Raw genomic sequence first — 24376 nt, 5'->3', positions numbered from 1 at the left:
AGCGTGTTAAGCGTGTGGCGTGTTCCAGCCCGCGGGGAGTCGCGAGACCGTTCATGTACCGGTCCGATTCGCGCCACGGCAGCGGGGTCCGACTACGGGCGAAGCGCAGCCGTCCGAGGACACCGTGCTCGAGATACGATCGGCCGCTGCTGTCGATACCGTTATTACGGTGTCATGTCAATCGAGCGGTGTTCCCATGAACCGCCCGCTCCCCCGTACGATCGCCGCCGTTACTGCATTGCTGGGCGTGGTCAGTCTACTGACCGCGGCGCTGTATTTCACGACGATTCCCGAAAACCCGCCCGGTGACGGGTTCGCGGCCGGTCTCACCGGCCTCTTCGTGATGCTGTGTCTCATCATCGGCGTGCTCACGCTCGCGGAGGCGGGACTCCTGTTTCTCCTCGCGCGGTTTCGGGACCCGACCGAACGGACACGACAGTTGCTCTCGATAGGAGCCGCTGCCGGCAGCTGCTCCGTCCTCTTGCTCGTCGTGCCGATGCTGATCGCACAGGTCGTCGGCGGGCTGCCGCCCACGTTGCTGACGTCGGGATCCGGTATCGGTCTCCTGCTCGTTCCCGTCGGTATCGGGTGCTCCGGAATCGGTGCGATCCTCCACCTCGTCGATGAGTTTCGTACTGAAAACCGCGCCTGACGGCGCTCAGTGCGTCGAAATCGCGGCCGTCGACCGGCTCGAGGCCAGCACCGCGAGCAGGTAACAGGCGATCGCGACGACGACGATCGAGCCGCCGGTCGGCAGCCCCTGCGAGATCGAGAAGACGAAGCCCCCGATGACCGAGACCTGTCCGAAGAGAATCGAGAGGTACAGCGTCTCGCGGAAGCTGTGGGCGACCTGCGTGGCGGCCGCGACGGGAACGACGAGCATCGCGGCGACGAGGATCACGCCGAGGATCTGCATCGCGCCGACGACGACCACGGCCGTCATCACGATTAGCAGGGTGTTGTACCACGTGACGTTGAGCCGCGCGACGCGGGCGGCCTGCTCGTCGAAAGTGATGAACAGGAGTTGTTTGTAGGTCGCGACGGTGACGGCGACGACGACGACGCTGATGACGGCCATCAGCTGGGCGCCCGACGGGGTGACCACGGAGATATCGCCGAAAATGTAGTCCCGGATGTTGATTCCGGTCATCCCGTCGCCGTAGCTGATGATGAGCGTCCCGACGGCGAAGCTGCCGGTCAGCATGATCGCGATCGGCACGTCGCCGTAGGTGTCTGTCCGCTCGGCGAGCCACTGGACGCCCAGCGCGCCGAGGATGCCGACGACTAGGGCGACGAGCATCAGCGAGCCGTTCCAGCCGGTCACCGAACTCACGAGGAGCCCGACCGCGACCCCGGCGAAGGCCGTGTGGGCGAGCGTCTCGCCGATCAGGGCCATCTCCCGGTGGACGAGATAGGTGCCGACCAGCGGCGCGACGACGCCGATCAGGATCCCCGTCGCGATCGACCGCCACATGAACGGATGGGAGAAGACGCTCGTCCCGAGGTAGTAGTCCGCGATTCGGCCCGCGATCCGCGTCTGATCGTATACGCCGCCGACCACGGGATACGTCCGCAGCGCGTCGATCGCGAGCAGGGCGATCATCGCGACCGAGAGGACGGCGGTCAGCCCGACCCCGATCCGCTCGAGCCGTCGACGGAGGGGGAGAGATCCGGTCCGGCTCATCAGTGGTGGTGGTGGACGACCTGACCCGTCGCGCCGTAGGCCTCGGTCAGCGCGTCGCTTTCGACGAACGATTCGGTGTCCCCGTGGTGGTAGAGTTCGGTGTTGATGCAGGCGATCCGGTTCGCCCGGTCCGTGACGACGCCGATGTCGTGCTCGATGAGGATGATCGTGATCCCCCGCTCGTTGAGCGACTCGAGCAACTGGTAGAACGCGTCACGGGATTCGGCGTCGACGCCGACGGTGGGCTCGTCGAGGGCCAGCAGATCGGCCTCGGAGGCCAGCGCGCGTGCGATGTAGGCTCGCTGGCGCTGGCCGCCCGAGAGCTGGTTGACCTGCCGGTCGGCCAGTTCGGTGATGCCGACCGTCTCGAGGGCGTCGTCGACGATCGCGCGATCGTCGTCGGTCAGCCGTCCGTGGCCCGCGTGGGCGAATCGACCCATGGTGACGGCCTCGCAGACGGTGACCGGCATCGACCCGCCGCCGCTGGTCGCCTGCTGTGAGACGTAGCCGATCCGTTCGCCGTCGTCGAACTGATCGACGGGCTCGCCGAAGAGTTCGATCGAGCCGCTGTCGGGCCGGTGGAGGCCGAGCATGAGGTGCAGGAGGGTCGTCTTCCCCGAGCCGTTCGGCCCGACCAGCCCCAGAAAATCCCCTTGGTCGACCGTCAGCGAGACGTCCCGTACCGCCGGCTGCTCGCCGTAGGCGAACGTTACGTTCTCGAGATCGACGACGGTCACTGTGCGTCTAGTACCTCTCTGAGCGCGGGGAGGTTTATTTCTTCCATTTGCTCACGGTAGCCCCAGCCGTCGTCCCGCCACGTCGCGAGGGTCCCCGAGAGGTGAGTGATCGGCATGGTTTCGGTGGCGGTGCTCCCCTCGAGGATGTTTTCGACCAACTGGTAGGAGCCGTCGGGCGCGATGAAGGGATCGTAGAGGATCGTGTCGATCCCTTCCGCGTCGACGAGGTCGATCGTCTCGGCGATCTGCTCGCTGGTGATCTGCTCTTGGGGTGAGACGCCGGCCGGCGTGTGCAATTCGAACCCGTATCGATCCTGCAGGTAGGTGAACGAGTCGTGGCCGGCGAAGACAGCGATGTGCCGGTCTGCCGCGTCGCTTACGTCCTGAAACTGCTGGTCGAGGGACTCGAGGTCCGACGTGTACGCGTCGGCGTTTTCCTCGTAGGTCGCCGCGTTGTCCGGGTCGGCGTCGGCGAGTCCCGATGCGATGGTGTCGACGATGTCCTGTGCGATCACGGGATCGAGCCAGACGTGGGGATCGACCGACGAACCGTCGTGGTCGTGACCGTCGTGGCCGCTCTCGTTCCCGTCTTCGTCGTGATCGTGGCCGTCTCCCTCCTCGTGGCCGTGGTCGTCGTGGCTCCCCGTCTCGACCTCGTGACCCCAGTCGAGCAACTGGTCGTCCAACCCCTCGAGCCCGTCGATGACGGTCACGGTGTCGTAGTCGGCCTCGAGCGTGGTCGCGATATCCTGTGCCCACGAGAACTCGGGGGTATCGAGGTAGACGAAGGCGCCGGCGTCGACGATCTCCCGAGTGAGGTCGCCGCTCGGCGACCAGCCGTGGCCGGCCTGTCCGGCCCCGACCGGGTCCTCGAACGCGATCGCGTCGCCGCTCACCGTTTCGGCCCAGTCCCACAGGGTGAAGAAGGCGGCGTAGCCGGCGTCGAGTTCCTGATTCGCCGGGTCGAAGTCCTCGAGACAGCCGGCGACGGCGCCGGTCGCGACCGCGCCGGCACCCGCTTTCACCAGCGCGCGTCGTGTCAGGTTCATACTCGAGACTAAGTCTACCGGAGTATAAGAGTTATTATCTCTGAGCCAATTATTGTTAACTCTCGCCTTCGATGGCCGAGGCTATTAACAAAAATAGGCGGTATAGCGATCCGAGTTATTATCGCGGTCGTCGGGGGCCGTCGCCGCCGGATGGACGGCACGCATCGGCGCGTGGCAGTCGACGCCCTACTCGAGCGAGACCGAGATTTGGATCCCGTCGAGCCGGCGGTAGGCGGGCTTGCGACCGGGATCGGCGTCAGGAACGATTTCGAACGCGTCGAACCGGATCACGAGCCGTCCGGGACCGATCGTCGCCCGGAGGACGGGTCCGCGACTGGTCACGACGACGTACGGCGGCCCCGGGACGGGATCGGCCTGCAGTTCGTGGCCCGTCGCATCGACGGCGTCGGCGAGCACTTCCGGGAGGGCCCGGAGTATCCCGGCCTCCTCGAGGGCGCGGTGGAGTCCGTCGGCGACCGCGTCGCCGTCGGTGGTTCGCGAGGTATCCCACGGATCGGCGATCGCGTCGGCACAGGCGTCGATCCCGTCGACGACCGACACGTGTTCCGACTGGATTCGACGCCGGGCGGCCCGGACTGGATGGGACACGGTTCCCGGTGGGACGGGAACTCACTAAGGTGTCCCGACTCGGAACGCCACCATCGCGGCGAGGCGGCGCTACTCCTCGTGGTTCTCGACGACGGCGACGTTCAGCGTCCGAACCCGCGCCAGCGCGCCGCGCAATCGCCGCCGCCACGACGATCCTTGACGGGCCGCGAGGTCGCGTCGAAGCTGTTCGTTTTCGTCCTCGAGCGCCCGGTTTTCCGCCTCGAGCGTTTCGATCCGCACCTCGAGGTCGTCGACCCGATCCTCGAGCCGATAGCGACGCGTCCGCTGGGATTCGCGGTCGTTCTGTAACTGATCGCGCTCGCGCCGGAGTCGCTCGAGTCGGGCCTCGAGTCGCTCGCGGTCGCGCCGGTCCGAGTCGACGAACGAGCCCCGCTCCCCGTCCTCGGGGATGCCCTCGAGCGCGTCGGCTCCGTCGTCCGTCGCATCGGGTTCGATATCGATGTGTCCAGAGTGGGTGGCGTTGACGACGGCCCCGAGGAGCAGTATCAGCCCGCCGAAGTACAGCCAGGTCAACAGGAGGAGGATGGCACCGATCGGTCCCGCCGAGTCGGAACTGCTCGAGACGGCGACGTAGACCTGGAAGAGCGACTGCAGCGCCGCCCAGCCGACGGCGGCGACGAGGACGCCCGGCAACACCTCGCGGACGGAGACATCGACGTCGGGGAAGAGGTAGTACATCGGCAGGAAGGCGATCGTCAGCCCGACGACGAGCAACAGCGGGTTCAACAGCCCGACGAAGAGGCTGTTGGGGAAGAACGCGAAGACGATGCTGGTCGCTCCGGCCGCCGCGAGCGCGACCCCGATCGTCCCGAAGACGACGGCTCCGTCGGCCAACTGGCTGACGAGCGAATTCTCTTCGGTCGACGCGTAGATCTCCGAGAACGCGGTGTCCAGCCCGCGAAAGATCTTCAGCGACCCCCACAGGAGGACGAGGAGGCCGATGATCGACGTTCCCGCGCTCCCGGTCGAGCCTTCGATCCCGTCCTCGAGGATGATCTGGCCGCTCTCCGGGAGGAAGCCCTCGGTCGCCGACGACACCTGTTGGGCGAGCCCTTCGCCGCCGAGAAACGAGACGAGAAAGAAGACGAGCACGAGCAGCGGAATCAGCGAGATAAAGGCCTGATACGCGATGCTGGCCGCCATGAACGTCACGTTCTTCTCCTGAATCCCCGCCACCACCGACTTCGCGAAAGGAGCCGCTCCGCGAACGTTGAGACCCATACTCGCTGTCCGTCACAGACCCGGATAGCGCTCCGGCTTGCAACCACACGGCGCTCGTGCCGTCGACGGCCTATTTCGGCTCGAGCAGCGGAGAGACCTCATCTCGAGTCGGTAGCGCCGTCATCGCACCCGGAGCGGTGGTCGTCGTCGCCGCGACCGCGTTCGCGAAAGCCACCGTTTCCCGAAGGTCCCGCCCCTCTCGCAGGGCGGCGATCGCCCCGGCGACGAAGGCGTCACCGGCGCCCGTCGTATCGACCGCATCGACCGCGAATCCGGCGTGGTCGACCGCGGCTGCGGGCCACGGCGCATCCGCACCCGCGACCGCGACCGCACCGTCGCCGCCCCGCGTCACGAAGGCGGTATGAACCGGCCCGCGCTCGACCGCCGCGCGTGCGCTCGCCGTCGGCGACTCGCCCGCAAAGTCGAGCGCCGCGAGTTCCTCGACCGTCGCGAGACAGACGTCGACGTGTGCGAGCGCGTCGCCCACCACGTTCGCGAACGTTTCGGTGTCCGCCCACAGCTCCGGCCGCAGGTTCGGATCGAACGAGACCGTACACCCCGCGCCGGCGGCGCGCTCGAGCAGGTCAAACATCGCGGCGCGGGACGACCCGCTGGCCAGCGCCACCCCGCCGGCGTGGACCCACTCGCAGTCGGCCAGCGTCTCGTCGTCGATTCGGCCGGGCTCGAGGCGCGTGTCGGCGGTCCCGTTCCGGTAGAAGGTAAACTCGCGGTCGCCGGTCTCGTCGTGCGTGACGAACGCGAGCGTGGTCTTCGCGTCCGCGTCGCGTTCGACGAACCGGGTCGGCAGGTCGCGGTCGGCGAGCGTCCGCTCGAGGTATCGACCGAACGGATCGGCGCCGACGCGGGTCCAGAACAGCGGCGGACGCTCGAGTCGGGCGAGTGTGACGGCGACGTTCGCCGGCGCACCGCCGGGGCGACGCTCGAATCCGGCGACGTCCTCGAGCGGCCCCGGTCGCTCAGGGATGCAATCGATGAGCGTTTCGCCGGCGACGAGCACCTCGCGGGCCATGTTCGGTCGTGAGCCGCCGACGAGGGTAGTTCTGTCGACTGATAAACTATATACGAAATCGATTATATCCCGATTATAACAGTATGAAACGGGTTTCGCGCCGCGGACTGCTCTCGGCGGGGACGGGTCTCGTCGCGTTCAGCGCGGGCTGTCTCGGTCGACTGTCGGACGACGATGACGGCAGTTCGGAGAACACGGACGAGAGCGGTGGGAGCGACCTGTCGCCGCTCGAGCGCTGGGTGCCCGCGTCGGGGAGTTCCGAACTCCTGTTTCACTACCGGGACCTCACCGCAGTTCGGCAGTACGAGGATGCGCTTCGGACTGACGTGGTCGAATCCGTGCCGACGCTGCCGGACGGAGAGAGCAGCGAGTTCGTCGAGCAGGTCGCGGACGGCGAGCCAGCAGTGGACGCCGTTTGTCGGTTCGGTTCCAAGGGCGTCGCCGGGAACGTCGTCGTTTCCGGCTCGTTCGATCCCGGTGCGATCGACGCGGACCGCGAGCCGGCGGCCGGCGATTTCGAAGTCTTCGAGCGCGACGGCGTCTCGGTCGCCGTCTCCGAGGACACTGTCGTCGTCAGTCCGTCCGACGGTGCGGCTCTCGATGCGATCCTCGCGGCGGGCGTCGAAGGGATCCATCGACGGATCGATGCACACGGAAACTTCGCACAGTTGGCCGAACGAGTCGGCGATAGTACGTTCCTGTGGGGCGAATACGAAGGGAGTGACGACGGCGCCGGGGCCGCCTTCTCGTGGACGCTCGGTGCCGAGACGGCGACGTATTCGGGACTCGCCGTCTATGCTGACGCCGGTGGGACGGCCGAGTTCGAGGACACGATGGCGGACCGGTCCGGCAATCTGACGATCGAAACGGACGGCAACGTCGGCGTCGCAACGAAAACGATCCCGACCGCGGAATACGAATATCGGGACATGTTCGCCGAACGCGGAAGCCAACCGACGGAGCCGTACGCGGGAGTGACCTTCGACCGTGATCGGCAGTCGAACACCGTCACCGTGACGTATCAGTCGAGCGGCACTGCTGACCGGATCGAAGTACGCGACGAGAGCGGGGTCCGCGCCGAGTTAACCGAGGTCGGCGAGACCGAGACGCTCGAGTACGAATCCGGTACGACGGCGACGATCACCGTCGTTGCGGTTGCCGGCGACACGAAGAACGTTCTCTTCACCGAGACCGTCTCGTTCTGAAGAATCGGATCGAGAGATTTAGAGACGAGAACGGGCAGCGGGGAGACGATCGATCGGCCGACCTACAGGATGATGCTCTTCTCGCGCATCATCTCGTGGATCGAGGCGTCGAGCCCTTCGCGGCCGATGCCCGAGTCCTTGTTGCCGCCGAACGGAACGTCGCCGAGACCGTGGCTCGGCGCGCCGTTGATCCGGACCGCGCCGGCGTCGACGCGCTCGGCCATCCGCATCGCGCGCTTGTAGTCGCTCGTGAAGACCGCGGCGTCGAGCGCGAGATCCGAACTGTTGGCGATCTCGAGGGCTTCGTCCTCGTCCTCGAAGGTCGTGATGGCGGCGATGGGGCCGAACTGCTCCTCGTCGACGATGCGGGCGTCGTGAGGGACGTTCGCGAGCAGCGTCGGCTCGAAGAACTGGTCGGCGAGGTCGTCCGGAACGCCCTCGGGCGCGCGTCGCTCGCCACCGCGGACGATCTCCGCGCCCTTCTCGACGGCGTCGTCGACCAATTCGGCGACCCAGTCGGCCTGTTCTTCGCTGATGAGCGGGCCGAAGGCGGTGTCCTCGTCGAAGAGGTCGCCGGCCTGCCACGCGTCCATCTGGCCGTCGATCAGGTCGACGAGTTCGTCGTGGACGGACTCGTGGGCGAGCACGCGCGAGATGGCCGAACAGCGCTGGCCGGCGTACTTGAACGAGCCCTTCGCGCAGTTGCCCGCGACATCGGTGAGGTCGGCGTCGTCGAAGACGATCGCCGGCGCGTTGCCGCCCAGTTCCATGTGTAGATTGACCATGCCGCTCTCGCGGGCGACGTGCTTGCCCGCGCCCGAGGAGCCGGTCATCGCGATCGCGTTGATGCGGTCGTCGCCGGCCATGAGGTCGCCGATCTCGCTGGCCTCGCCGGGGACGAAGTTGAACGCGCCGTCCGGGATTCCGTCGACGTCGGCGATGACATCGGCGAGGATCGCCGCTGAGATGGGCGTCTTGCTCGCGGGCTTGAGCAGGACGCTGTTGCCGGCCGCGAGCGCGGGTGCGACCTGCAGGGCCGTCGTCGCGAGCGGGTAGTTGTACGGCGTGATACAGAGGACCACACCGATCGGTTCGTGTTTGACGATCGCCTGCCAGCCCTCGTGGCCCGCCGTCGAACCCTCGCGGAACTCGCCCTTGCTGACGATGTTACGCGCTTCCTCGGCCGCGCGGTCGAAGCGCTCGGCCGCCTGTCCGACTTCGCCGCGGGCCGACGAGATCGGTTTGCCCGCCTCCCGGACGATGACCTCAGCGAGTTCCTCCTCGCGCTCGCGCAGTCCGTCGGCGATCGTCTCACACCACTCGGCGCGTTCGACGACCGTGGTCTCGCGCAGTTCCGGTTTGATCTCGTGGGCAGCAGCCAGTGCAGTTCGGGCCTCCGTCGGGCCCGCGGCGGCCACCCGCGCGAAGGTCTCGCCCTCGGCGAGGTCCGAAACCGACAGTTCGTCGTCGGTCTCGAGCCACTCGCCGTCGACGTAGATCCGCTCTCGCCGCTGTGCGATTCTCGTTGCCATACCCGTCCCTTGAACCTCCGCACTGAAAATGTTTACTCAGGGGTGAAAAAACAAAGAGTATATTGACGGTGCCGTTCGGCAACACGTTCATTGAGACTGACATCCAAATGTAACGCCCAATAACGAAACGATTCTTTAGGTATACCAAAGAAATGTTTCTGCATGGGCAACCTTTAAGTGATACGCGCGTGTATGAAGGAGTAGGATGAGCACCCAAAAGACAGTCCGCCAGTCGGCTGACAGTGTCGAGGAGAACGCGCTTCGCCTCGAGCAAGACAAGGCCGAGCAGATCGTCGACGCGCTGAACACGGAGCTCGCCAACTCCTATGTCCTCTACCACCAGCTGAAGAAACACCACTGGGTGGTCGAGGGCGCCGAGTTCCTGCCGCTCCACGAGTTCCTCGAGGAAGCGTACGAACACGTCGAGGAAGGGGCAGACGTCATCGCCGAGCGCGCACAGGCGATCGGCGGCGTCCCCGTCTCCGGCCCGTCGAACCAGGAGGAACGCGCCACCGTCGAGTTCGAGGGCGAAGACGTCTACGACGTCCGCACGATGTTCGAAAACGACCTCGAGATGTACGGCGACATCATCGAGTCGATGCGCGACAGCATCGAACTCGCAGAGAACCTCGGCGATCCCGCGACCGCCGAGATCCTGCGCGAGATCCTCGTCACGCTCGAGGACGACGGCCACCACTTCGAACACTACCTCGAGGACGACACGCTGGTGCTCGAAGAAGCGACCCACTGAGCCGAGGCGTACACGAATCGCGTCGACGAGCGTCGGACCGTCGAATCAGTTTTTTGCGGCTGAGAAGAACGGCGAGAAGTCCGTAGTCGGGACTGGGTCGGGACCGATCGACTCGAGTAACGGCGCGTTCAGGGCTCGAGGTCGACGGTCAGGTCCGTCGCGATCCAGCCGTCGTTGTTATCTCGTTCGGTAAAGACGATCTTTCCGGGGCGGGTCTCGTGACTGGTCACGACCGCCGCCGGCTCCTCGATATCCTCGGTGAGTTCCGGGTCCTGCCTGCGCGCGGGTACGTCCATCACGTTGAGTTAGGCGAGCCTAAATCTAAAAAGGTTTTGGTTAGCCTAAGATCGCGAGGCGAGGCGGTTCGTGCGACTACTATCACTGGTGTGATTGCCGCCGACGACGATAGTCGACTGGGAAAGGCGATGAGACGGCGTGTTTTGCTACGCTCTCGCTCGAGTGATCCGAGTTGTCCGTGCGAGAGATGGCCACGCGAAATAGCATCTTTTTTCGGGACGGAGCGAAACGTTCGGTGTATGAGCTCACACGAGAACCGGTCACAGGGAACAATGGGCCGACACGGTCGGGACCTGATCGCTTCTCTGTTCGACATCGAGCTGGAATACGTCGAGTCGCTGAGCTGGCCGCTCGGCGATCGCGTCACCACCGGCGCGGAGGCGAATCAGCTCTTTCGGTTCGCTCACCAACGGTCTACCCGAACGGTGACCGCGTTCGAGGTGACCGACTACACCTGCGTCCTCCGGCTCCGGACGCCGGTCGGCCGCGAGAAGTTCTACGGGATCGCAAACGCCGACATCGTCCCCCGACCAGTTCGGGACGACTGGGTTCGGACGGACTGAGCCACCGACTGAGGGGGATTCGAAGGACCAAATCGACGATCAGTTTCATTGCTCTCGATCCGGCAGTCTCGAGTATGGAGTACGACGTCGTTCAGGGCGACATCGCCGCACAGTCCGCCGACGCGCTCGTCAACGCGGCCGGCACGAGCCTCCGGATGGGGTCCGGCGTCGCCGGCGCGCTCCGTCGCGGCGGGGGCGAGGGAATCAACGAGGACGCCATGGAAAACGGCCCGATCGACCTCGGCGCGGTCGCGGTCACCGACGCCTACGACCTCGACGCCGAGTACGTCATCCACGCCGCGGCGATGCCTCACTACGGGGTTCACGAGACTCCGACGGAGTCTCGTGAGCTAACCAGAACCTCCGGTTCTGGTGCTGACGGCGAAGCGACCGCGGACAGCATTCGGGACGCGACTCGCAACAGCCTCGAGCGGGCCGACGAACTGGGCTGTCGGTCGCTCGTGATCCCGGCGCTGGGCTGTGGCGTCGCCGGGTTCGACCTCGCGACGGGTGCGGAGATTATCGGCGAGGAGATCGCGACCTACGAGCCGGACACGCTCGAAGACGTGCGGCTCATCGCCTACAGCGACGAGGAGTACGACACGATTCGGGCAGCGACCGGGGAGCCCGAACGCTCGAAATAATCGAAGCAAGCGAGTCGGACCGGTGACCCGAGGCCCGGTTCCGAGCCGGCCGCTCGACGACCGATGTCGGCGGGGTGGTGTGGTGGTTTCGTCCCCATCGCCGAGCGACCGGCCGATCGTCGGGGCTCGAGTCCGAGCCCCGAGTCAGTCGTCTCGGTGGCCCAGCCCGGGCGGCACCGAACAGCCGCAGGGACTGGCCGAGGCCGTCATGGGGCCGGTCGCGGTGACGAACCCGACCGGCTTGCCACAGCGCGGACAGTCGGGAAGCGGTGACATCCCGTCGCCGTCGTCGCTCTCGTCGGGACCGCTACGCATACCGTCTCCCCCGCGAGAGTAATCGGCGCTGCAACGCTGTCGCTGGTCGTGTCGGGCGATTCTGCCGTCGTGCGGGACGTTTATATCCCGGAAGAATCAACGCAAACATGGCTTCAATCCGCTCGGATGGAAGCCACGTCTCGGGTGTCACACCACCCGGGGCATTTCGAGACAGCCCCCTGGTTCCGGAGCGCGGCTTCCAGTATACTCGTTGACCTGTTGTGCCTTATATCTACTGCTAGCTTGCTGAAAAAGAGTTCGTCAGCTGTGAACCGTGCGCTCTCGCGTTTCCCGCTCGAGATCGAATTCGAGAGCCGCTCGATAGAGACCCCCGCTCTCAGGACAGCGAGAGCCCGCGAATCTCGACGGTGTCGCCGTCGTCGACGCGGCCGATGACCTGTCCGTCGGTTTCGGCCACGAGACTCTCGGCCTGTTCCTCGGGCAGCGCGACGACGAATCCGGTCCCCATGTTGAACGTCCGGTGCATCTCCTCGTCGGTCACGCTCCCCTCCTGCTGGACGAACTCGAAGATCGGCTGGGCCGGGAGCGGGTCCTCGATCACGTACTCGCGGTCGCCCATCCGCAGCAGGTTCGTCCATCCCCCGCCCGTGACGTGGGCCGCCGCGCGGACATCGTGGTCGCGCATCGGCTCGAGCAAGTCCGTGTAGATCCGAGTCGGTCGCAGCAGTTCCTCGCCGATCGACCGCTCCGGATCGAGCGGGAACGCGTCCGTGTACTCGTGGTCTCGCGTGACCGCTTCGCGGGCCAGCGTCAACCCGTTCGAGTGGATCCCGTTCGAGGGGAACCCGACGAGCGCGTCGCCGACCTGTGCCTCGCCCTCGAAAATCTCGTCTTTGCCGGCGAGTCCCGCACAGGTGCCCGCCAGATCGAACCCTTTGACGACTTCGGGCATGACCGCCGTCTCGCCGCCGAGCATGGTGAGATCGGCCTGTTCGAGCCCCACCGCGAGGCCCTCGCCGATCTGGTTGGTCAGGTCCTCGTCGGGCTCGTCGATCGCGAGGTAGTCGACGAACGCGACCGGCTCGACGCCCGCGGCCACGAGGTCGTTGACGTTCATCGCGATGCAGTCGATGCCGATCGTCGAGAAGTCCTCGATGGCTTCGGCGACCAACAGCTTGGTGCCGACGCCGTCGGTCGCCAGCGCGAGATACCGGTCCCCGATGTCGATCAGGCCGGCGTACTCGGTTCGCAGGTCGCTGCCGAAGGCCTCGAGCAGCGCCGCGGTCGCGTCCTCGCTGGCCTCGATGTCGACGCCGGTCTCGGCGTAGGTGAGTCCCTCCGAATCGCCTCGCTCGTCGTCCGTCTCGGTCATACCCGAACGACCTCCCGGCGCGAGCAAAAGGTCACCGGTCCGGCGGAGTCGGCATCTCAGAACAGTCCGACACGGAAGAGCACGAAGGCGGCGAGCGCCGCGCTGGGGACGAAAACCAGCGCGAAGACGCCCTTGTGCCACTCGAGGACGGACTTCCCGTCGAGCGGGCCGAAGGGGATCATGTTGAACGCGGCCAAGAAGAGGTTGATCGCGACACCCATCTGTCCGACCATCGCGAGAACTTGGGGGAAAAACCCGGGAGTTGCGGAGAATATCAGGAGCGGGAGAAAGAGCACCGTAAGCAGGAGATTCGTCACTGGTCCGGCAATCGCGATCAAGCCGTTCTCTCGCGTCGTAATCTGGCCGCGGTGGTAGACGGCACCGGGCGCGGCGAAGAGGAAGCCGACCAGTCCACCCATGAGCGCCAGGAGGAGCATCTGATAATCAGCTCTGAACTCGGCGATCTGGCCGTGTTCGATCGCGACGACCTTGTGTGCGATCTCGTGGAGGAGGAAGCCGACACCCACCGTCAAGAAACTCACCAGAACCGAGAGGACGAACGCCCCGAAACTCGCCAGCCCTCTGTGGAATGGCGACCGTATCAACGCGAATGCGACGCTCAGTGCGATCCACGCCACCGCGAGGTCGCGCAGTTCCGTATCGCTGAACCGCAGTTCCGGTTCGGGTTCGGGTTCGTGTTGCCGCGTCGTGCGGTAGCCCATCAGAGGAGCCCCCGGAGTAACTCGAGGCTGTTTTCGGCCCCGGCGATCAGTTCACCCATCAGGGCGTTGACACCTCCGATTTCGGGGGCGAGCCACGGCAGTACCACGAACGGGAACAGACCCGTCGCGATCATGCTCCCGATGTTCGTGAGCGCGACGATCATGATGAGCCGGAACAGCGGCACGTCGAACATCGCGTCGAGGGCCTCGCCGACGGGGCGCTCGGTGTCGCCGACGATCTCGTTGAGCGTCTGGATGTCCCGGACGTTGACCGGCCGGTGTCTGAGTTCGACGTAGCCGGCGAACCAACCGGGCGCGAGCAGCGGGTTGATGCTCGTCAACCACGCGACCGCGCCGCCGACGCCGGCACTGGACCAGCGCGCGCCGGCCAGTCGCGCCAGCGTGAACGCGAAGACGCCGTTGAACAGGAACCACGCGCCGAACAGCTTCAGCAGGAACGTGTTCCGAACGCCCGCCATGATCAGCAGGAAGAAGAAGGCGAGAAAGCCGACCGTGACGAGATAGCCGGCGATCTTCAGCGGCGAGAACCGGCGGCTCGAGGCGGTCCCCGAAATCGACTCGAGCGAGGGGATCTCGTCGGGATTCAGCAGGTGATGTTCGATCCCGGCCTTGTGGCCGGCACCGACGACGGCGAGGACGTCGTAGCCCTGTTCGCGGAGTTCGTGGAGGTTGTGTGCGATGTAGGCGTCGCGTTCGTCGATCAGGGCGTTCGCGCCGCGGGGGCTGAACCGGCGGAACTCCTCCATCATGGCGTTGACGACGTCGCCGTCGGTCAGTTCTTCCATATCGAGTTCGTCGACGTCTTCGACGTCGCCGCTGACGGTGTCGAGGAAGAGCCCGAGGACGGCACCGACGGCGACGCCGACGCCGAGACCGGCCAGCGTCCCGGTCGTCCCGCGGACCGCATAGATACCGGCGCTCTCGACGGTCGAGGCCGAAAACGGGCCGACGAACGTTCCGGTCGCGACGAGCGCGAGACAGCCGCCGATACCGAGGGCGAGTCCGGCGAGGACCCGGGCCGAGAATCCGGAGAGGTAGCCGCCGGTGTACCGCCCGGCGGACTCAAGGGAGGGGAGGAAGACGAGGCCGACGAACGCGCCGACGAGCGCACCGATCACGGCGCCGCCGGCGTACTGCAGTATCGTGGGGTCGGACAGCCCGACTAACAGGAGGTCACCGAACCCGAGCAAGGGGGCGAGGAACGCGGCGACGAGGAATCCGAAGAGCGCGCCGGCGACGGCGCCGAAGGTGAGCCCGAGCGTTCGGGGATCGGTGACGCCGAGCGCGAGGCCGCCGACCATCTTCAGTTTCTCCGTAAACGAGAGCCGGCTCCAGAACCGCTGGATCGTCACCTGAATGTCGCGGTCGACCAGGGCGACGCCGCTGCCGTTCGCTTCGGCGGCCTCGATGGCCGCCCGCATGTCCGCGCCGGGCTCGATATCGAACTGGTCGCCCAGCCGCGACTGGACGTACGACAGCATCCAGTAGGCCAGAAATTGGAAGACCGTGTTCCCGGAGAGGAGGTCGCCCGCTTCGATGTCGTCGGGCGTCCCGCCCTGCATCTGGCGGTACCGGCCCTCGTCCAACTCGACGGCGACGACATCGGGGTCCTCGCGATCGATCGTTTCGCGAACTTCGTCAACACTCGCTTGCGAGACGTGTGCCGTCCCGAGGACCTCGACGGAGCCGCGCTCGCGGTCGGGTGGGGCTGGCGGCTCCGGCACGTCGGCCTCGCCTGCATCGCTCATTACTGGCTTCAACTCGGCGGCGACTTTTACCAGTATCGGACACGACACGGAACGAACTGGTGATCGGGTGCGCCGCGACCCGATGGCGGTTCGACCGGCCTCGAGTCCCGAACCCGATCCCGGCGCGCTGAAAGCAAGACTGATTGTCGGCGTCGGGAAACGTCCGCCGATGACCGACCTCATGGAGACCGTGATCGAGAACCGGGAGATGGTCCAGCCGAACCACGCGAACATGCTCGACGTCGCCCACGGCGGCAACGTGATGAAGTGGATGGATGAAGTCGGCGCGATGAGTGCCATGCGGTTTTCGGGCGAGATGTGTGTCACCGCGCGGGTCAATCAGATGAACTTCGAGCGGCCGATTCCCGTCGGGGACACGGCCTACATCACCGCCTACGTCTACGACGCGGGCACCTCGAGCGTGCGGGTCCGGCTGGTCGCCGAGCGCGAGAACCTCCGGACCCGGGAGCGCGAGCGAACCACCGAGTCGTACTTCGTCTACGTCGCGATCGACGAGGACAACGTCCCGACGACGGTTCCCGAATTAACCGTCAGCACCGCGGAGGGCGAACAGCTCCGGGACGAGGCGCTCGCGGACGAGGCGGGACGTGCCGACTGAGGGGACGTGCCTCGAGCGAATAGCGTCGGTCGCGATGCACACAGACCCCGACCGCGGCCGTACCGGCCGGTCTCACCCCTCGTTCGGCTGCCCGTCTTCGGCGATTCTGTCCTCGAGCAGTTCCGGCATCCACGCGGCGAACCCGTGGTCGCGCCCGTGAGTCCACATCGCGGTCTCGTCTTTGACTCCCGGAAGGTCGCTCTCCGCGACGCCGCTCGCGAGGACCGCTCGCTCGTCCACGAGGGCCAACTGGCCGGGCCACTTCTGGACGACCGTCTGTAACTCTCGCAGGCTCTCCGTTACCGTGACGCGGGCATCCGGAACGGCCCGTTCGACGCGATCTCTCACCGTGTTCGGCGGCACCTCCACGGCGACCGTGACGCCGCGGTCACTGGCTGCCGCCAATCGGTCGAGAGCGTCCCGTTCGAGCATCGTCTCGTCGGCGACGATGAAATGGATGCGGTCGTCCGCGCCGTCGATGAGCGTCACCAACTGGTCGGTCACGTGGTCGGCGTTCGAAATCGCCCACACCCCCTCGTCCGCTTGGGTCTCGGTCGATTCGACCTTCTCGAGGGCTTCGTCCGCCGCCTCGATGCTCGAGCCGTAGTCTTGGCGCAGTTTCTCGAGTGCATCGGCCTTCGAAACGGCACGGAACTCCCGCGGATCGGACTGCTGGATATCGATGAGGCCGCGCCGATGGAGCCGGTCGACCGTATCGTAGACCCTCGACCGAGGGACCTCGGAGACCTGACTGATGTCTTTCGCCGTTCCCTGTGCGAGACGGGTGAGCGCGACGAAGCATCGCGCCTCATACTCGGTCAGTCCCAACTGCTCGAGGGCCGTGACGGCGGACTCTTCGCTGGACATAGCGTAGCAAGGGCCTTCAGACGGTTAACCCGTTTGACGGCGACGCCCGCTCGAGCGACGGGTCGTTCAGATCCGCTCTCCAGCGACCGTTAGACTGCGGTATCGGAGACAGGTTCCTGAGAGCGAGCGATGGATGCGGGTCGGTGGGAATCGACTGCCGGAACCGTGAAGTAGAACGTGGCTCCGCCGCCGGGTTCGGACTCGACCCAGATCTTCCCGCCGTGGCGTTCGACGATCCGCTCGGAGAGGGCGAGCCCGATCCCGCCCGCACTGGCGTTCCGGTCGTCGGTATCGGTGGGAAGCGTCTCGAACACCTCGAAGATCTGCTCGTGGAACTCGGGATCGATGCCGATCCCCTCGTCGGCGACTGAAAACCGCCATTCGCCGTCCGTGCGTTCGGCGTCCACGTGGATCCGCGGAGGCTCCGCCCCGCTGTATTCGAGGGCGTTGGAGAGCAGATTGCGAAACACCTGCGCAAGCTGGTCCGCGTCCCCCGTCACCGTCGGGAGTTCGTCGGCGGTAATCGTCGCGTCGGTCTCGTCGATCCGTAACTGGAGATCATCGAGCACGCCGTCGAGGACCGCTTCGGTGTCCGTCGGCTCGAGAGGCACGCCGTGGGTGGAGACTCGCGAGTACTCGAGGAGGCCGTCGACCATCGCCCGCATGCGATCGGCGCCGCCGACCGCGAAGTCGATGAACTCTCGTGCGTCCGCGTCGAGATCGTCGCGGTATCGAGACTCCAGCAACTGGAGGTAACTCGAGACCATCCGGAGCGGCTCCTGCAGGTCGTGTGAGGCGGCGTAGGCGAAGTGCTCGAGGCGCTCGTTCGCCGTTCGGAGCTGTTCGACGGTCTCCCGAAGCTCGAGTTCCCGCGTTTTGGCGCGCGCGTCGTGGGTGCCGGCGGCAAATCCGGAGACGCTCCCGATCGCGGTGAGGATGAGGACGTTCTGGATCGGATCTCGGAGCCCGGCGGCCAGCGCCGTGAGGCCGAGGAGACAGAGCATCACCCCGATACCGCCGACACACCATTTGACGATGACCGGGTAGACTTCGGGTCGGATATCGTACCTCGGCAACCGGTAGCCGCCGTAGCAGAGAACGAGGCCGGGGCCGCCGACCAGAACGGCCATCACGAGGTCGGTTCCGATCGGCGTCGCCTCGATGCCCGGCAGGAGCGGGTAGCCGAGTGCGAACGCGATGTAGAGGCCCCCGAGGACGACGAGAAATTCCCTCCCGCCGAGAGCGCGGAAGCCGTTCGACCGTTCCACGATCCGTCTCTGGCGGCCGAATCGTATCAAGGTGGCGCTCCCGGCGGTTCCCACCGGGTGGTCCTTACTCCGCGTCGGCGTCCTGCGACCGGGGATCCCGCTCTCTGACGTCCTCGAGCAGCGCGTCGAGGGTCCCGCGGGTGTCCGCGACGGTCGCCCCCACGAGCCCGCCGATCGCACCGCCGGTACTCGCTGCGTTTCGGCTGAACAGGCCGCCGATCGCCGCGCCGACGGCGGCACCGATCGCGGCGTATCGGGCACGGAGCAACACTGCGGTAAGACGTTCTCTCATGTGTCGACAATGGTGACTATGACGGATAAATATACCTCTCGAGCGCACGCGTTGGGACTGGTTCGGTACTGCGGACCGATCCGGGATCAGAGGAGTTCGTCGACCGCGGACAACGCCTCGAGGACGTGATCCGGTCTGGCGTCGGCGTCGGCCGCCGCGAGATCCGCGCGGTCGGTGACGCCGGTGAGTACGAGGGCGGTCTCCATGCCCGCGCGGTTCCCGAGTTCGATGTCGGTGTCGAGCCGGTCGCCGACGACCAGCGTGTCCCGGGGATCGACGTCCAGTCGGTTCATGGCCGCCGCGGCCGCGATCGAGGACGGCTTGCCGAGGATCGCATCGGGCTCGCGGCCGGCGACGGCCTCCATCGCGGCGAGGATCGCGCCCGAGCCCGGCATCTCGCCCTCGTCGACCGGGATCGTCGTATCCGGGTCGGTGCCGTAGAACGGCACGTCGCCCTCGAGGGCGCGCAGGGCCTCCCAGAGCGTGCCGAAGGAGAACCCCTTGTCGAACGAGCCGAGCACGACCTCGGCCGCCTCGGGCTCGGTCGTCAGGTCGACGGCCGCGTCGTCGAGGATCGCCTCGAGTCGCTCCCCGCCGACGAGGTAGACCGCCGCGTCCGGATGGGTCGCCGCGAGGTACTCCGCCGAGACGGTCGCGGACGTGAGGACGGTGCCCGGGTCGACGTCGATTCCGTGCGGCGCGAGCGTCTCTCTGTAGTGGTCGGCCCCCCGCGTCGGGTTGTTCGAGAACAGCAGCCGCGAACAGCCCGCCGCCTCGAGCGCGCGCAATCCGTCGGTCGCGCCGGGGAGCAACTCCTCGCCTCGGACGATCGTTCCGTCGACGTCGAGGATCACCGCCTCGTAGTCGGTCATCGTCTCCCGGTACGACCGGCCGGCGATTGAGTGTTTGGTTGCCCGTCGCGACGTTCCGGCGAACGCATCTGTCGGGCCGCCGCCCCCGCTCGGTCCCCGTCGGCGCTGGCGCTCGAGGGCTCGAGGCAGTTCGGACCGGTCTCTCGCCGGGAAAGCCCCATACCCTTGCCGACCGAATGAGAATGTATGTCACTCGACGTCGAGATTCCAGACCCGCCGACGCTCCACGGACCGCAGAACCCGAGCGACTACGACGCCGTCGACGAGCCCGAGGAGTGGACGGGCGACGAGGCCCGCCGCGAGGAACTGGCCGGGCTGCTGGAAGCGGGCGCGTGGGAGGACGCCTTCGAGGAGTGGGCCACGGACACCTACCTGACCGACGGCGAGTTTCGGACCGTCCGCGAACTCGGCTTGCTCGAGTCGTTCGATTTCTACTGGAACCAGTCCGCGTCGGACGTCGGCTACCGGTCGCCGCCGGTTCCGACGGACGCGGAGGGGGCCGCCGACCTCGACGACAACGATATCGAGGACATCGAGGAGGAACTGGACTCGCTCGGCCGGATCGTCAGCGACGTACTCGAGAGCGACTACATCGATAGCGACGGGAACGAGTTCGGCTATTCGTGGGAGTGAGCGCGGCGACCCGACGCCGCCGGTGACCGAGCGGCGGTCGACTCCGCCCCGATTGCGGTGCCACTGCAGGCTCCGGGACGAGGATTTAGTCGCCGACCGTCGAAGCGAGCCGACATGGACGACGAGCGAGACCGCGTCGGTCGGGTGTGTGCGTCTCTCGAGGAGCACCCTCGAGAACTGCTCGAAACGACCCGTCGGCTCGTGGGCGCGGATACCCGTAACCCACCGGGGAACACGCGGGCGCTCGCCGAGTGGCTCGACGACGAGTTCGCGTCGCTCGGCTTCGACTGCGAGCGGTTCGCCGTCGACCCGATGAAACCGAACCTCGTCGCGACGCTGCCGGGCGAACGCGACTTCACGCTCCTGTACAACGGCCATCTCGATACGGTCCCGTTTCGCGAAGCCGAATGGGAGTCCGACCCGCTCGGCCAGATCGAGGGCGATCGACTGTACGGCCGGGGAGCGACGGATATGAAGGGGGCCATCGGCTCGATGCTGCAGGTCGCCCGCGCGTACGCCCGGACCGACACCGAACCGCCGGTCACCCTCCAGTTCGCCCTCGTGAGCGACGAGGAGGTCGGCGGCGAGGTCGGGCTCAGCGCGCGGTTACGAAGCGATCGACTGTCCCCCGACGCCTGCGTCATCGGCGAAGCGACCGGCCGGCGCGAGAGCAACTCGATCGCGGTCGGCGACCGGGGATACGTCTGGCCCACGATCAGATACGAGGGCCGCGCCGCCCACGGCTCACGGCCGATGTTCGGCGAGAACGCGATCGACGCCCTCTACGAACTGGTCGAGACGTGTCGACGGCGGCTGCGACGGTTCGACGCGCCGACCGACGGCATCGACGAGGCGATCCTCAAGGAGAGCATCGAGTACTACGCGACCCACCTCGATCGGGAGACCGCGACGGCCCTGTTTCGCTCTCCGACGGTCAACCTCGGCACGTTCAGCGGCGGCGATGCGGTCAATACCGTTCCCTCGAGCGCCGAGGCCACGCTCGACGTTCGCGCGTTGCCGTCGGTCGACGCCGCGGCGATCGTATCGCTGATCCGGGACTGCCTCGCGGAGCGAGAGGGCGCGACGCTCGCGGACGTCACGAGTAAGGCGGGCTCGTACACGGCCCCCGAGTCCGCGATCGTCCGGGCGGTGACGTCCGTCGCCGAGGACGCCCTCCCGACGCCGGTGTACCGGCGGTTCGCGACTGGAAGCGGCGACGCGCAGGTCTTCCGGGACAACGGGGTGCCGACCGTCGAGTTCGCGACGGGAACGGGGACGGCACACGCAGTCGACGAGTACACGACCGTCGACAAACTCCGCCGGAACGCGCTCGTCTACGCTCGGCTCCCCTTCGAGATTGTACGGGTACGCGCCGACTGACCAGCGCTGCCCGGCACTGCCCGCGAGGTGGGAATTCTTATCCGGGAACCCGACCTACGACCGACCATGACACTCGAGGTCGAACCCCCCGAGCCGCCGGAGTTGGAGTTCGTCGACCCGAACGAGTACGAGGACGCGACCGTCAGCGCCGACGGTGCCGAGGAGATCGACTACCGCCGCGAGGAGTTACAGGTGTTCCTCGAGGAGGGCGCGTGGGCGGAAGCGTTCGACGAGTGGCGAGACGACACGGACCTCGAGGAGAACGAGTATGGGATCGCGCGCGACCTCGATCTCTTCGCCGCCTTCGACTTTTTCTGGGACGATTTCGCCGACCGCGTCGGCTATCACGCGCCCGGCATTCCGGAGGACTGGCAGACTCGCGAGTACCACCCCGACCTCGACACGTGGGGGACGGTCTCCTCGATCAACGCCGAACTCACCGAGTTCGGCCAGATCGTATCGGTCACGCTCAAAGAGGAGTACGTCGACTGGGAGGCCCAGTACGAACCGCCCGAGGACCTGCCCGATTTCGACTGATCGGTAGCTATCGGCGGGTCGTGCGGTCGAGCGCTCGACGGCGTCGCTATTCTCGAGGGACCGCGATGTTCCGCGTTCGGCCGCCGCAGTCGGGGCAGGACTCGAGGGACTCCGCTCGCTCTCTGTGGCCACAGTCCAGACACTCGTAGTACGACTGCTCGGGCGTGTACGGATCTTGGTACACCATATCACACATTGGGCCACCATCGCGAAAAAGCGTTACGGAGAGTCAAACCCAACCACTCATACAACAATAAGTGACTAAATTCGATTAAACACTGGACATTCGTGCACCACCCTTTCAGTAGGAGTGTTCACCGAGTCGCGACGATCGCGAACGTCTCCGGCCGCTCGCGGGCGAACGTAATCTCGAAGCCGACCGCCTCGAGCCGGGCCGTCGCCGTCGCGAGGTCGAACCGCTCCTCGAGCGGCGGGCCGGCTGCCGACTCGCCGTCGGCGGACCAGTCGACCGTGACCAGTCGGCCGCCGGGCCGGACGACCCGCGCGAGTTCGGCGAGTGCGCCGTCAGTGTCGGCGGCCGGAGCCGGCTCCGCGTTGTCCGCTGCCGTCGGAGACGCGTACTCGTGGTGAGTCATCGTCGAGTACGCACCGTCGAGCTGTCCGTCGTCGAACGGGAGCGACGACATCTCGGCCGTGACGAACTCGACGGCGTCGGGGACACCTTTCTCCCGATAGCGGTCGTGCATCGCCGACTGCACGTCCACCGCGTACAGGGTGTCGACGAACGGGGCGACGTCGTCCGCGTAGAACCCCGTTCCCGAGCCGAGGTCCGCCACGACGCCGTCGGCCGCCGGCTCGAGCATCTCGAGCAGTTCCTCGCGGGAACAGTACCGGTAGCGAGACGGGTCCTCGAGGGCGTCGGCGCGGTCGACGGGATACGTGTGAAATCCCATACGATCTCTGCGGACCGCCCGACCTTCGGCGTTGTGTTACCGCCGGTTGCCGCGTCGCTGCGGAAGTCGACTCTCGGACTCGATCTCACCCACGTTCGTCACCGACCGACGGGGACGGGATCGGTGGATACTCGGTCGTCCGGTCGCGACTCACGGACCGAACGAATGTCGGTTCGACGAACGGCCGGACGGCTCGCGCGCTACGACGCCCTCGTCCTGACCGCCGCGATCTGGTTTCTCGCGAAATTTCTGCGCTACGCCTTTCCGCCGCTGTTCGACTCGTTTCAGGCGAGCTACGGCGTCTCCGACGCGGTGCTCGGAACCGCGTTCTCCGGACTGCTGCTCGTCTATGCGGCCATGCAGTTTCCCTCCGGCGTGCTCGCAGACCGGCTCGGCTCGGTGACCGTCATCACGGCGGGCGCGGCCGTCGCGGCCGCCGCCGCGCTCGCGCTGGTCGTCGACTCGCCCTTTGTCGTCCTCGTCGGCGCGATGCTCATGATCGGAGCCGGCACCGGCGCGCACAAGACTGTCGCCGTCCGACTGCTCTCTCGAGCCTACCCCGCCCGGACGGGGCGAGCGCTCGGCGTCTTGGACACGTTCGGCGCGCTCAGCGGCGTCGTCGCGCCCGCGGTCGTCGTCGGCGTCGCGTCGCTGGCGCTCGGCCCCGTTGCGGGCTGGCGGCTGCTCTTTCTGGGCGGCGGGCTGGTCGGGGTGGCGCTCGCGGCGGCGTTCCGGGTTCGGGTTCCCAGCCGACTCCCGGACGAATCGAGCGGGGTCGAACCGACCTCGAGCGGGCGCGGCGGCGGAATCGCACAGTACGCGTCACTCTTCCGCGATTGGCGGTTCTCGACGTTCGCCATGGTGACGATCCTGTTCTCGTTTACCTACAACGGGTTGGTCGCGTTCGCGCCGCGATACCTCACCGCGGAAGCGGGGCTCACGACGGCGACCGCGAGCCTGCTCTACAGTAGCCTCTTCCTCGCGAGTCTGGTACAGCTGGTGACCGGCAATCTCAGCGACCGGGTGGGGCGACTGCCCATCATCGTCGCGACGCTCGGGTTCGCCTCGGTCGCGCTGGTCGCGTTCGTTTCGCTGACCGGGACGAGCGACCCGGTCCTGCTCGGCGGACTGCTCGTCGCCGTCGGGATCGGCTCGCACGGCTTCCGACCCGTCAGGGGCGCGTACCTGATGTCCGCCATCCCGGACGACGTCGCCGGCGGCGGGCTGGGGGTCGTCCGAACGCTGTTAATGGGTGCCGGCGCGATCGCGCCCGCGATCGTCGGCGCGCTCTCGGAAACCGCCGGCTTCAGGGCCGCGTTCTGGCTGCTCGCGTCGGCCATCGTCGGTGCCACGCTCCTCGCCGGCGTGCTCCTGCTTTCCGAACGAGAGTGATCCCGCTGGGCGGCGATCCACCGCGTAGCCGTACCCCTCGCCGCGACGCCACCCCGCTGCGACGGAATCCTGTGAACAACCATGCAAAGAGTTAACACACTCTCGAGCGTATGGTATCGT

The 24376-nt window shown here is 66.6% G+C and carries 28 protein-coding genes; 10 read left to right on the top strand and 18 right to left on the bottom strand.

The features are described 5' to 3' along the window. Nucleotides 1-196: 196 nt before the first annotated feature. A complete protein-coding gene (locus ACT4ML_RS17880; protein WP_444722081.1) occupies nucleotides 197-652 on the top strand; it encodes a hypothetical protein in 456 nt (151 codons plus the stop codon). 6 nt (nucleotides 653-658) lie between these two features. Here the strand turns inward: ACT4ML_RS17880 and ACT4ML_RS17875 are convergent, their stop codons facing one another. The 6 genes from ACT4ML_RS17875 to ACT4ML_RS17850 all read right to left on the bottom strand — a co-directional run bounded on the left by ACT4ML_RS17875 (nucleotide 659) and on the right by ACT4ML_RS17850 (nucleotide 6351). Next, nucleotides 659-1684 (bottom strand): metal ABC transporter permease, encoded by a 1026-nt coding sequence (locus ACT4ML_RS17875; RefSeq protein ID WP_444722080.1) that lies wholly within the window; start codon nucleotides 1682-1684, stop codon nucleotides 659-661. Further along, on the bottom strand, nucleotides 1684-2421 hold the full coding sequence (locus tag ACT4ML_RS17870) for a metal ABC transporter ATP-binding protein (RefSeq protein ID WP_444722079.1): 738 nt from the start codon (nucleotides 2419-2421) through the stop codon (nucleotides 1684-1686). The genes ACT4ML_RS17875 and ACT4ML_RS17870 overlap by 1 nt, the downstream gene beginning before the upstream one ends. Next, the gene (locus tag ACT4ML_RS17865) at nucleotides 2418-3470 is read right to left on the bottom strand and encodes a metal ABC transporter substrate-binding protein (RefSeq protein WP_444722078.1); all 1053 of its coding nucleotides are present in this window, start codon (nucleotides 3468-3470) and stop codon (nucleotides 2418-2420) included. Before ACT4ML_RS17865 ends, ACT4ML_RS17870 begins: the two co-directional genes overlap by 4 nt. A gap of 186 nt (nucleotides 3471-3656) precedes the next feature. Next, nucleotides 3657-4079: a hypothetical protein gene (locus ACT4ML_RS17860; protein WP_444722077.1), complete on the bottom strand. Its 423-nt coding sequence runs from the start codon at nucleotides 4077-4079 to the stop codon at nucleotides 3657-3659. Between the two features lie 69 nt (nucleotides 4080-4148). Then, the gene (locus tag ACT4ML_RS17855; protein WP_444722076.1) at nucleotides 4149-5321 is read right to left on the bottom strand and encodes a YhjD/YihY/BrkB family envelope integrity protein; all 1173 of its coding nucleotides are present in this window, start codon (nucleotides 5319-5321) and stop codon (nucleotides 4149-4151) included. A 70-nt stretch (nucleotides 5322-5391) separates the two neighbouring features. Further along, on the bottom strand, nucleotides 5392-6351 hold the full coding sequence (locus ACT4ML_RS17850; protein WP_444722075.1) for a carbohydrate kinase family protein: 960 nt from the start codon (nucleotides 6349-6351) through the stop codon (nucleotides 5392-5394). An 83-nt stretch (nucleotides 6352-6434) separates the two neighbouring features. Here ACT4ML_RS17850 and ACT4ML_RS17845 point away from each other — a divergent pair, with 83 nt between their 5' ends. After that, nucleotides 6435-7556 (top strand): hypothetical protein, encoded by a 1122-nt coding sequence (locus ACT4ML_RS17845; RefSeq protein WP_444722074.1) that lies wholly within the window; start codon nucleotides 6435-6437, stop codon nucleotides 7554-7556. 62 nt (nucleotides 7557-7618) lie between these two features. On the opposite strand, the gene ACT4ML_RS17840 is transcribed toward ACT4ML_RS17845, so the two are convergent. After that, on the bottom strand, nucleotides 7619-9088 hold the full coding sequence (locus ACT4ML_RS17840) for an aldehyde dehydrogenase family protein (RefSeq protein ID WP_444722073.1): 1470 nt from the start codon (nucleotides 9086-9088) through the stop codon (nucleotides 7619-7621). 205 nt (nucleotides 9089-9293) lie between these two features. Here ACT4ML_RS17840 and dpsA point away from each other — a divergent pair, with 205 nt between their 5' ends. Beyond that, nucleotides 9294-9839: a DNA starvation/stationary phase protection protein DpsA gene (gene dpsA / locus ACT4ML_RS17835; protein WP_138245352.1), complete on the top strand. Its 546-nt coding sequence runs from the start codon at nucleotides 9294-9296 to the stop codon at nucleotides 9837-9839. A gap of 128 nt (nucleotides 9840-9967) precedes the next feature. Here the strand turns inward: dpsA and ACT4ML_RS17830 are convergent, their stop codons facing one another. Further along, complete coding sequence (locus tag ACT4ML_RS17830; protein WP_444722072.1) at nucleotides 9968-10135, bottom strand: hypothetical protein; 168 nt, start codon at nucleotides 10133-10135, stop codon at nucleotides 9968-9970. Nucleotides 10136-10375: 240 nt separating this feature from the next. Here ACT4ML_RS17830 and ACT4ML_RS17825 point away from each other — a divergent pair, with 240 nt between their 5' ends. Both ACT4ML_RS17825 and ACT4ML_RS17820 read left to right on the top strand, forming a co-directional pair. Further along, complete coding sequence (locus tag ACT4ML_RS17825; protein ID WP_138245351.1) at nucleotides 10376-10699, top strand: hypothetical protein; 324 nt, start codon at nucleotides 10376-10378, stop codon at nucleotides 10697-10699. Nucleotides 10700-10773: 74 nt separating this feature from the next. Continuing rightward, on the top strand, nucleotides 10774-11343 hold the full coding sequence (locus tag ACT4ML_RS17820) for a macro domain-containing protein (protein WP_444722071.1): 570 nt from the start codon (nucleotides 10774-10776) through the stop codon (nucleotides 11341-11343). 144 nt (nucleotides 11344-11487) lie between these two features. Here ACT4ML_RS17820 and ACT4ML_RS17815 read toward each other — a convergent pair whose 3' ends face one another. From ACT4ML_RS17815 to ACT4ML_RS17800, 4 genes are all read right to left on the bottom strand, one after another. Beyond that, complete coding sequence (locus tag ACT4ML_RS17815; RefSeq protein ID WP_444722070.1) at nucleotides 11488-11658, bottom strand: hypothetical protein; 171 nt, start codon at nucleotides 11656-11658, stop codon at nucleotides 11488-11490. Between the two features lie 337 nt (nucleotides 11659-11995). Then, nucleotides 11996-12991: a phosphoribosylformylglycinamidine cyclo-ligase gene (purM, locus tag ACT4ML_RS17810; RefSeq protein WP_444722069.1), complete on the bottom strand. Its 996-nt coding sequence runs from the start codon at nucleotides 12989-12991 to the stop codon at nucleotides 11996-11998. Nucleotides 12992-13047: 56 nt separating this feature from the next. Then, nucleotides 13048-13713 carry a metalloprotease gene (locus ACT4ML_RS17805; protein ID WP_444722068.1) on the bottom strand — a complete coding sequence of 222 codons (666 nt, stop codon included), beginning with the start codon at nucleotides 13711-13713 and terminating at the stop codon, nucleotides 13048-13050. Beyond that, complete coding sequence (locus tag ACT4ML_RS17800) at nucleotides 13713-15482, bottom strand: TraB/GumN family protein (protein ID WP_444722067.1); 1770 nt, start codon at nucleotides 15480-15482, stop codon at nucleotides 13713-13715. The genes ACT4ML_RS17805 and ACT4ML_RS17800 overlap by 1 nt, the downstream gene beginning before the upstream one ends. Nucleotides 15483-15651: 169 nt before the next feature. On the opposite strand from ACT4ML_RS17800, the gene ACT4ML_RS17795 reads away from it, so the two are divergent. After that, entirely contained in the window at nucleotides 15652-16101 is a 450-nt protein-coding gene (locus ACT4ML_RS17795; protein WP_138245340.1) for an acyl-CoA thioesterase, read from the top strand. A gap of 72 nt (nucleotides 16102-16173) precedes the next feature. On the opposite strand, the gene ACT4ML_RS17790 is transcribed toward ACT4ML_RS17795, so the two are convergent. The 4 genes from ACT4ML_RS17790 to ACT4ML_RS17775 form a co-directional block, all read right to left on the bottom strand. Next, nucleotides 16174-16968 carry a TrmB family transcriptional regulator gene (locus tag ACT4ML_RS17790; RefSeq protein ID WP_444722066.1) on the bottom strand — a complete coding sequence of 265 codons (795 nt, stop codon included), beginning with the start codon at nucleotides 16966-16968 and terminating at the stop codon, nucleotides 16174-16176. Nucleotides 16969-17057: 89 nt separating this feature from the next. Next, nucleotides 17058-18239 (bottom strand): ATP-binding protein, encoded by a 1182-nt coding sequence (locus ACT4ML_RS17785; RefSeq protein ID WP_444722219.1) that lies wholly within the window; start codon nucleotides 18237-18239, stop codon nucleotides 17058-17060. Between the two features lie 61 nt (nucleotides 18240-18300). After that, nucleotides 18301-18528 carry a hypothetical protein gene (locus ACT4ML_RS17780; RefSeq protein ID WP_444722065.1) on the bottom strand — a complete coding sequence of 76 codons (228 nt, stop codon included), beginning with the start codon at nucleotides 18526-18528 and terminating at the stop codon, nucleotides 18301-18303. 86 nt (nucleotides 18529-18614) lie between these two features. Beyond that, nucleotides 18615-19400, bottom strand: a complete 786-nt coding sequence (locus tag ACT4ML_RS17775) for an HAD-IIA family hydrolase (RefSeq protein ID WP_444722064.1) — start codon at nucleotides 19398-19400, stop codon at nucleotides 18615-18617. Between the two features lie 186 nt (nucleotides 19401-19586). On the opposite strand from ACT4ML_RS17775, the gene ACT4ML_RS17770 reads away from it, so the two are divergent. From ACT4ML_RS17770 to ACT4ML_RS17760, 3 genes are all read left to right on the top strand, one after another. Further along, nucleotides 19587-20033: a hypothetical protein gene (locus ACT4ML_RS17770; RefSeq protein ID WP_444722063.1), complete on the top strand. Its 447-nt coding sequence runs from the start codon at nucleotides 19587-19589 to the stop codon at nucleotides 20031-20033. A gap of 114 nt (nucleotides 20034-20147) precedes the next feature. Then, a complete protein-coding gene (locus tag ACT4ML_RS17765; RefSeq protein ID WP_444722062.1) occupies nucleotides 20148-21413 on the top strand; it encodes a M20 family metallopeptidase in 1266 nt (421 codons plus the stop codon). 66 nt (nucleotides 21414-21479) lie between these two features. Continuing rightward, a complete protein-coding gene (locus ACT4ML_RS17760; protein ID WP_444722061.1) occupies nucleotides 21480-21950 on the top strand; it encodes a hypothetical protein in 471 nt (156 codons plus the stop codon). A gap of 46 nt (nucleotides 21951-21996) precedes the next feature. Here the strand turns inward: ACT4ML_RS17760 and ACT4ML_RS17755 are convergent, their stop codons facing one another. Both ACT4ML_RS17755 and ACT4ML_RS17750 read right to left on the bottom strand, forming a co-directional pair. Next, complete coding sequence (locus ACT4ML_RS17755) at nucleotides 21997-22137, bottom strand: rubrerythrin-like domain-containing protein (RefSeq protein WP_138245333.1); 141 nt, start codon at nucleotides 22135-22137, stop codon at nucleotides 21997-21999. Between the two features lie 127 nt (nucleotides 22138-22264). After that, nucleotides 22265-22864: a class I SAM-dependent methyltransferase gene (locus ACT4ML_RS17750; RefSeq protein ID WP_444722060.1), complete on the bottom strand. Its 600-nt coding sequence runs from the start codon at nucleotides 22862-22864 to the stop codon at nucleotides 22265-22267. A 165-nt stretch (nucleotides 22865-23029) separates the two neighbouring features. Here ACT4ML_RS17750 and ACT4ML_RS17745 point away from each other — a divergent pair, with 165 nt between their 5' ends. Beyond that, nucleotides 23030-24256: an MFS transporter gene (locus tag ACT4ML_RS17745; protein ID WP_444722059.1), complete on the top strand. Its 1227-nt coding sequence runs from the start codon at nucleotides 23030-23032 to the stop codon at nucleotides 24254-24256. Nucleotides 24257-24376 lie beyond the last annotated feature (120 nt).

The sequence above is a fragment of the Natrinema sp. LN54 genome (genome assembly GCF_052439245.1).
GTDB lineage: Archaea > Halobacteriota > Halobacteria > Halobacteriales > Natrialbaceae > Natrinema > Natrinema versiforme_A.
The sequence above is the reverse complement of the archived record's forward strand: the minus strand, read 5'-3'. Positions and strand labels throughout refer to the sequence as shown.